Consider the following 7,562-nt stretch of genomic DNA (forward strand, 5'->3'; position numbering starts at 1 on the left):
GGCGCTTCTCCACGCTGGCGCTGGGCTCCGTCACGGTGCTCGTCGTCACCGGGACCTACCAGGCGTGGCGCGGGGTCGCCCGCGGCCCTCAGTGCCCGGCCGCCAGCTCCGCCACCCCCGCGACGCGGGTGTAGACGCCCGGGTTGCCGGGCTCGCCGCAGCCCGTGCCCCAGGAGACGAGCCCCACCAGTCGGTCGCGAACCACGAGCGGGCCGCCGGAGTCCCCCTGGCAGGCGTCCTTGCCGCCCTCGGGCAGTCCCGCGCACAGCATGGTGCCCGCCAGATACGTACCGTCAGGTGTGCCCGCCGGGTAGGCGGTCGCGCACGCGGCGTCGTCCATCACGCCGACGCGCGCGGAGCGCAGGGAGGTGGCGTAGCTGCCGTCGCCGCGGGTGTCGCCCCAGCCGAAGACGCGGGCGCGGCCGCCGGGTGCGTACGCCTCGTCCCGGGCCTTTTCGGCCATCCGGATGGGCTTGCCCGCCTTGACGGGCCGGGAGAGCGTGAGGACGGCGATGTCGCCGGCGTTGGTCCAGGGGTCGTAGCCGGGGTTGACCCAGATCCGGCTCGGTTCGATCTCCTCGCCCTCCTCGCCGTCGAGATCGCCGCGCCCGGCGATCACCCGCAGGTCGGTCACCTCCTCGTACGGCACGCCCAGCACCCGGTGCCCGAGGCAGTGCGCGACGGTGACGACCTTCACGGGGGAGACGAGCACGCCGGCGCAGTACTGGCCGGAGCGGGCGTCCCCGAACCGTTCGCGGCTGGCCAGGGCCACGATCCACGGGCTGTCGTCGATCGGCACGGGGTGCCCGCCGACCACCACGCCGTCCGCCGTCGCGGGGGCCGGCTCCGGCAGGGCGAGGCCGGCGAGGGCCGTGAGGACGGTGAGGGCGACCGGTATCGGGCGGCGGTGACGGCGCATCGGGCGAGGACGACGGCGCATCGGGTCTCCTTACGCGCTCATACGGACGGCACGCGCCCCCGGGGGCCCCGAAACGCGACTGAGGCTGAGGGCGCGTGCCCTCAGCCTCAGTCAGCGGGATGCTCGCCGCACCCCGTGCGGCCGTCAGTCCAGGTAGTCGCGGAGCACCTGGGAGCGCGACGGGTGGCGCAGCTTCGACATGGTCTTCGACTCGATCTGGCGGATCCGCTCGCGGGTCACGCCGTAGACCTTGCCGATCTCGTCGAGGGTCTTGGGCTGGCCGTCGGTCAGACCGAACCGCATCGAGACCACACCCGCCTCACGCTCGGAGAGCGTGTCCAGTACGGAGTGCAGCTGCTCCTGCAGAAGGGTGAAGCTGACCGCGTCGGCGGGCACGACGGCCTCGGAGTCCTCGATGAGGTCACCGAACTCGCTGTCGCCGTCCTCGCCCAGCGGGGTGTGCAGGGAGATGGGCTCGCGGCCGTACTTCTGGACCTCGATGACCTTCTCCGGGGTCATGTCGAGCTCCTTGGCCAGCTCCTCCGGGGTGGGCTCGCGGCCCAGGTCCTGGAGCATCTGGCGCTGGACGCGGGCCAGCTTGTTGATGACCTCGACCATGTGCACCGGGATACGGATGGTGCGGGCCTGGTCGGCCATCGCGCGGGTGATCGCCTGCCGGATCCACCAGGTGGCGTACGTGGAGAACTTGTAGCCCTTGGTGTAGTCGAACTTCTCGACGGCGCGGATCAGACCGAGGTTGCCCTCCTGGATCAGGTCCAGGAAGAGCATGCCGCGGCCGGTGTAGCGCTTGGCCAGGGAGACCACGAGGCGGAGGTTGGCCTCCAGCAGGTGGTTCTTGGCGCGGCGGCCGTCCTCGGCGATGATCTCCAGCTCGCGCTGGAGCTTGGGGGCGAGCTTGTCGGCGGAGGCGAGCTTGTCCTCGGCGAACAGGCCGGCCTCGATCCGCTTGGCGAGCTCGACCTCCTGCTCGGCGTTGAGGAGCGGCACCTTGCCGATCTGCTTGAGGTAGTCCTTGACCGGGTCGGCGGTGGCGCCGGCCGCGGCGACCTGCTGCGCGGGGGCGTCGTCCTCGTCCTCGTCGGACAGCACGAAGCCCTCGGGGCCCTCGGACTCCTCGCCCTCGGCGGCGGGGGTCTCCTCGAACTCCTCGCCCTCGCCCTTCTCACCGGGCTTCTTGGCGGCGGTCTTCTTGGCGGTGGTCTTCTTCGCCGCGGTCTTCTTGGCGGCGGTCTTCTTGGCAGCCGTCTTCTTGGCGGCTGCCTTCCTGGCCGGCTGCTCCTCGGACTCCGACGCGTCGTCGGCGACCGCGTCGAGCTCGCTGTCGGCGGGGTCGGCCGGAGCGGCGGCCGTGGCGGTCGTCTTCTTGACGGCCGTCTTCGCGGCGACCGTCTTCTTGGCAGCGGCCCGTGGGGCACGCTTCTCGGTGCTCTTCGCCGTAGCGGTCTTACGGGTGCGCTTCGGCGCCTCTGCGGCACTGACCATCAGTGTCACACCCTCCTCTTCGAGGACCTGGTTGAGGCTGCGCAGGACGCTCTTCCACTGGGAGGGCGGGATCTCGTCCACCAAGAAGGCACGACGCACGTCATCGCCGGCGATCTGCCCCTCGGCCTTTCCCCGCTCGATGAGTGCCATGACGGACTCGGCTTCGGCGATCTCCGGCGGGAGCGTACGGGATGTGCTGGCCGACACGAACAACCTCTCGAAACGATGGAAACGACCGGCGGCGGGGATGGACCGCCGGTGGTGTGCTGTATGCGGTAGCGGCGCGGACCCGGCCGGGGGGAATGCGGCGGCTCGGTGGAGCCGGCGGATTCTTCGGTTCGGGAAGCACAACCACCTCTTAGGTCATCGCGCCTTCCCCGAGAGCGTTACGCCCAATCCGCGTGGCCCGGATCACACACTCATTCCAGCCTCTCATACGGCGTGTCGCCGGAACCCGCAGGGTGCGGGTTCCGGCGACACGCCGGCCGGCGGAGCCGGCGGCAGCTCGGGGGTGGTGGTGCCGCCGGGTGGCGTCGTCAGTGCTCGCGGGGAGCGGGGACGACGCGCTCGAGCGGACCCATGTCCGTGTGTACGGAGAGCAGCTGGCGCATCGCGTTCTCCGCGGCGGTGCCGTCGCCCGAGGCCAGGGCGTCGACGATCCGCAGGTGGTGCGCGACGGCGCTCTCGCTGGGGCGGTCGCAGCCGCCGGCGGGGCCGCCGGAGACCTGCAGGGCGGAGGTGACGACGCCGGAGAGGTGCTCCAGCATGCGGTTGCCCGCGACCTGCAGGATCAGGGCGTGGAACTCGGCGTCGGCGCGGGAGAACGTGACGCTGTCGCCCTGCACCAGGGCGTGGCTCATGATCTCCGCCATGTCGGCCAGGCGCTGCTGGACGTCCTCGCGGCCGTGGCCGGCGGCCAGCCGGGCGGCGAGCGGCTCGATGGTCCAGCGGAGCTCGCACAGCTCGCGGCGCTGGTCCTCGCGCTGCGGCCCGAAGGCCCGCCACTCGATGATGTCGGGGTCGAGGAGGTTCCAGTCGGAGACGGGGCGGACCCGGGTGCCGACGTTGGGGCGGGCGCTGACGAGGCCCTTGGCCTCCAGCACGCGCAGGGACTCGCGCACGACGGTGCGCGAGACCTCGAAGCGCTGCCCGATCTCCTCGGGGACGAGCGGGCGGTCGGCGCCGAGATCGCCGGAGACGATCATCTGGCCGAGCTGCTGGACGAGCTGCCCGTGCAGCCCGCGGCCACGGCTGGTGGCGGCGCGGCGGCTGGCGCGGGAGGCGAGGTCCGTGTCGGCGCGGTCCCACGCGGGGAGGGCGGCCGGCGCGGCGTGGACGGCTCCGCCGGCGGCGGGGATGGTCGCCCCCGCGGTCGCCGGGCCGTCGCCGTAGGGGTATCTGTCGAGCTCGCCCGGACCGGCGTAGCCGGAGTCGGAGGAACGAGCGGCGGTCATCATGGTCTGCGCAAGGGTACTCACGGATCCTTTGTCGGCGGGGGTCGTGCGGGCCTTGAGGGCTTTGGTGAAAAGCACACGAAAGGGTGATCGGCGATCACCTGATCATTGACGCCATTCTGGGCGGAAACGGTCCTTCGCTCGGGGCGGCGGCAAGCGTACGTACGAACGGTGCACAGGTGCTCTGGTGGGGTGGGTGGGTCGTACGGGGCGATGTGGAGGGGCGGATTCCGCGCGCGGAAGGGTGCCGCTCTCCCCCCGCGGGGGGCGCTCCGCCCGGGGCGGAGGGGGCGCCCGGCCCGCGGGGGCTCCGCCTGCGGAGTGGTCGCCCGGCCCGCGGGGGGACTCCGTCCGCGGGGGGCTCCGCCCGCGGAGGGGGCGCCCGGCCCGCGGGGGGCTCCGCCCGCGGAGGGGGTGGCGCTCTGCCCGCCGGGGGTGGCGCTCCGCCCGGACTCGGCCCGGAACCCACCGGAGGGGTGCTGCTGGACGCCGGGCGGCGGCCCCGCAGGCGGGCGGATCGCGGCTCGGCCGCGAACCCTATGGCTGACGCCCGGGCGCGAGCCACGGGGATCGGCAGAGGCCGATGCACCAGGGGGCGCGCCCCTGGGAGACCGGAGCCGAGGCACCGCCTCGGCAGCCGCGGAGGCTCCGCGGACGTAGCACCGGGCCGACAGCCCTCAGGCCCCGGAGACGCCGGCCTCCCTCAGAGCCCCGGAGACGCAGCACTACCACGGCAGCTCGTGGAGAGCAGCTGACGAAGCAACCGGGACCTCCTCAGAGGGCGGCATCTGCCCACCCCGCCGGCCTCACCCCCGGACCCACGCAGAGGGGCGCAGCCCCTGCCCCACAGGATGGGTCGATGCCCTATCGGATTGCGCAATGTCCTGGGAGTCGGCCCGGGCCGACCGGCTCGGGCGGAGCCCCGGGCGTCGACGGGGCCACGCGCGTACGGCGTGGGCCGACGAAGCAGAGCGCAGCCTCCGGCGCCGGCGCGGACCGACCGGATGGGGCAGAGCCCCGGACGTCGACGAGGGCCACGCGCGTACGGCGTGGGCCGACGAAGCAGAGCGCAGCCTCCGGCGTCGGTGCGGGCTGACCGGGCGGCGCGCTCTGGGCCGCCCGCCGGAGCGCGTCAGCGAGGGTGGGGAGGCGCTCCGCCAGGCCGCCAGCCCCGAGACCCGGCAGACACAGCAGTCGGGTCGGCGGCCCGACGGCCTCCGCAGATACGACACCAGGCCGACGGCGCCCAAGGCCCAGGAGACGCAACGACAGGGGCGGCGGCCGCTGGGGAGCCGGAGAAACAGTGCCCGAGGGCCGAGACGGAAGTCCTGTCCGCCCCCGACCGTCTCGCCCCGCTGGCGCAGGGGTGCAACGGCACCCACGGTCGGGCGGGCTCTCGGGCCTCTGAGCCTGCCCAGCGAGGGCACGCACCCGGCGTCAGCGCGGGCCGACCAGGTGAGCCGAGCCCCGGGGCGGCGGCGCGGGCCCACCGAATGAACCGAGCCCCAGGCGGCAGCGCTGGCCCACCGGACGGGCGGAACCCCCAGGCGGCAGCGCGGGCCCACCGAATGAACCGAGCCCCAGGCGGCAGCGCTGGCCCACCGGACGGGCGGAGCCCCCGGGCGGCGCCGCGGGCCCACCGGACGAGCCGAGCCCCCGGGCGGCGGCGCGGGTCGAGCGGTGATGGCGAGACCCGCGCGCCTGGTGCGGGGTGGGCGGGGGCCGTGTCAGCGGGGGCGGTGGTGGAGTGTGGTGAGCGTGTATGCCGTGAGGAGCGTGGTCAGGGTCAGCGTTAGGGCGTGGGCGTGGGGGTGGGCCGTGGGGGTCAGGAGGTTCGCCACGTGCGTCGGGGTGGCCGCCGGGAGGCGGAGGGCGTCGGGGGCCGCGTGGGCCAGGGCCGTGAGGGCGGGCGGGACGGCGACCGGGATCGTGAGGACCGCGATCACGCCCGCGAGCGTGGCGCGGAAGACCCCCGCCGCGAGCAACCCCGTCCACGCGCAGCCGACCGTGAGCCCCGTCCACGCCAGCAGCTGCCGGCCGCCGTCCGCCGGCAGGTCGACCACATCGCCGTACAGCACGAGCAACGCTGTCGCATCCGCGAGCAGGACCGAAAGGACGAGCAACATGGCCAGCCCCCCGCTCACGGCGAGCTTCGCCGCGAGCAGGGCGAGCCGCCGCGGCACGGCACCCAGCGCCGCCACGAGCGCCGGATACCGGTACTCCTGACCGAACGCGCACGCCCCGATCAGCCCCGCCCCGAGCGCCGTGGGCGGCAGGGGCAGGGCGGCGGGCCAGCCGGCCAGGAGACGCAGGGCGTGGTCACCGACGCCGGGCGGGTACGCACCGGCGAGGTACGCCGCGAGCACGAGCGATGCGGCGAGCGTGAGCGCGGCGGCGACCCGGGGGACGCGGGAGCCGCTCGCGGTACGGCGCAGCTCGTAGCGCAGCGGCTGCGCGGGAGCCGGGGGACGCTGCGGGCGGAGCGGCCCGCCGAGGGCCACGGCGGACGGCGCCACGACGGCTGCGGGCAGAGAATCCGCGGGCAAAGGGTCAGCGACCGGGGCCGCCACGTCCGAGGAGTCCGTCAGCCGGTGGAGCATGATCCCGTGGCGGAAGGCGATCTCGCCGACGGCCGCCGCACCCGTGCCGTAGACGGCGAGTTCGCCGCCGCCGCGCTCGACGACCTCGACGTGCCCCTGCGGCGTGCTCCCCGCACGGCTGAGGTACGTCGCGAGCTTGGCGGCCTGCGGTGTGCGCACGGTGACGCGGTGCCGCAGCCGGGTGGCGGCGAACTCCTCCGGGTCCTGGTCGGCGACGATCCGCCCGCCGCCGAGGGTGAGCACGCGATCCGCGTACCGGGCCGCCGTCCGCGCGTCACCGGTCGTGGTCAGCACCGTGAGCCCGTCGGCGGCGAGTTCGCGCAGCGTTCCGTGGAACCACGCCACCTCGCGGGGCGCCGGATCGCACCCCGGGTCGTCCAGGACGAGCGTGTGCGGATCGCCGAGCAGGGCGGCGGCGAGGCCCAGCCGGCGGTCCATGCTGAGGGACAGGGTGTCGAGCCGGTCGTCGGCGAGTCCGTCGAGGCCCACGCGGCGCAGGACGTGGTCCGCGCGGCCGACGGGAACGCCGACGGCGGCGCAGAGCATCCGCAACTGGTTGCGCAGGGAGCGGGCGGGATGGCCCTCGGTGTCGCCCAGCAGGACGCCGACCTCGCGGCCCGGGATGGGGATACGGCTGAGCGGCCGGCCGCGGAACAGCGTGGTGCCGCGCCCCGGCTCCCGCTGCAGCATGAGCCGCACGGCGGTGGTCTTGCCCGCGCCCTTGTCGCCGAACAGCGCGGTGACCTGGCCGGGTTCGGCGTCGAAGGTGAGTCCGTCGACCACCGGCGGCCGATGGGCGGTGGGCCGGCTGGTCAGTCCGATGACCTGGATCATGAGCACGCCCCCGAGGTGTCGAGACGCCCACGATATCGGGGCGAAAGGTACACATCGAGCACAACGCGGTACGCGTCCACACGCGGCGACATCCAGGACCCGGGAGACGGGTCACCCCGCGATCCGTCAACCACCCACACCGTGAGGGCTCGGGCGGGGCCCCCTGACGTACGTCAAGCGAAGCAGTACATCAGGGGGCCCCGACCTCACGGGCAAGGTCGACGCGCAGGCCAACTTCAGCAGTTCGGCCTC

At 74.2% G+C, this 7,562-nt stretch carries 4 protein-coding genes; all 4 read right to left on the reverse strand.

What is annotated here, in order from left to right:
* Positions 1 to 88: 88 nt before the first annotated feature.
* The 4 genes from AB0M28_RS39045 to AB0M28_RS39060 all read right to left on the reverse strand — a co-directional run bounded on the left by AB0M28_RS39045 (position 89) and on the right by AB0M28_RS39060 (position 7,310).
* Positions 89 to 940 carry a serine protease gene (locus tag AB0M28_RS39045; protein WP_365415360.1) on the reverse strand — a complete coding sequence of 284 codons (852 nt, stop codon included), beginning with the start codon at positions 938 to 940 and terminating at the stop codon, positions 89 to 91.
* 123 nt (positions 941 to 1,063) lie between these two features.
* Entirely contained in the window at positions 1,064 to 2,629 is a 1,566-nt protein-coding gene (locus tag AB0M28_RS39050; protein ID WP_365415362.1) for an RNA polymerase sigma factor, read from the reverse strand.
* Between the two features lie 329 nt (positions 2,630 to 2,958).
* Complete coding sequence (locus AB0M28_RS39055; protein ID WP_365415364.1) at positions 2,959 to 3,954, reverse strand: FadR/GntR family transcriptional regulator; 996 nt, start codon at positions 3,952 to 3,954, stop codon at positions 2,959 to 2,961.
* A gap of 1,649 nt (positions 3,955 to 5,603) precedes the next feature.
* Positions 5,604 to 7,310 carry an ABC transporter ATP-binding protein gene (locus AB0M28_RS39060; protein ID WP_365415366.1) on the reverse strand — a complete coding sequence of 569 codons (1,707 nt, stop codon included), beginning with the start codon at positions 7,308 to 7,310 and terminating at the stop codon, positions 5,604 to 5,606.
* Positions 7,311 to 7,562 lie beyond the last annotated feature (252 nt).

The organism is Streptomyces sp. NPDC051940, from assembly GCF_040680895.1.
Lineage (GTDB): Bacteria > Actinomycetota > Actinomycetes > Streptomycetales > Streptomycetaceae > Streptomyces.

Bases quoted from the DNA above. Each gene is read 5' to 3' on its own strand.
- AB0M28_RS39045 (WP_365415360.1), bottom strand. From the start codon at position 940: ATGCGCCGTCGTCCTCGCCCGATGCGCCGTCACCGCCGCCCGATACCG.
- AB0M28_RS39060 (WP_365415366.1), bottom strand. From the start codon at position 7,310: ATGATCCAGGTCATCGGACTGACCAGCCGGCCCACCGCCCATCGGCCG.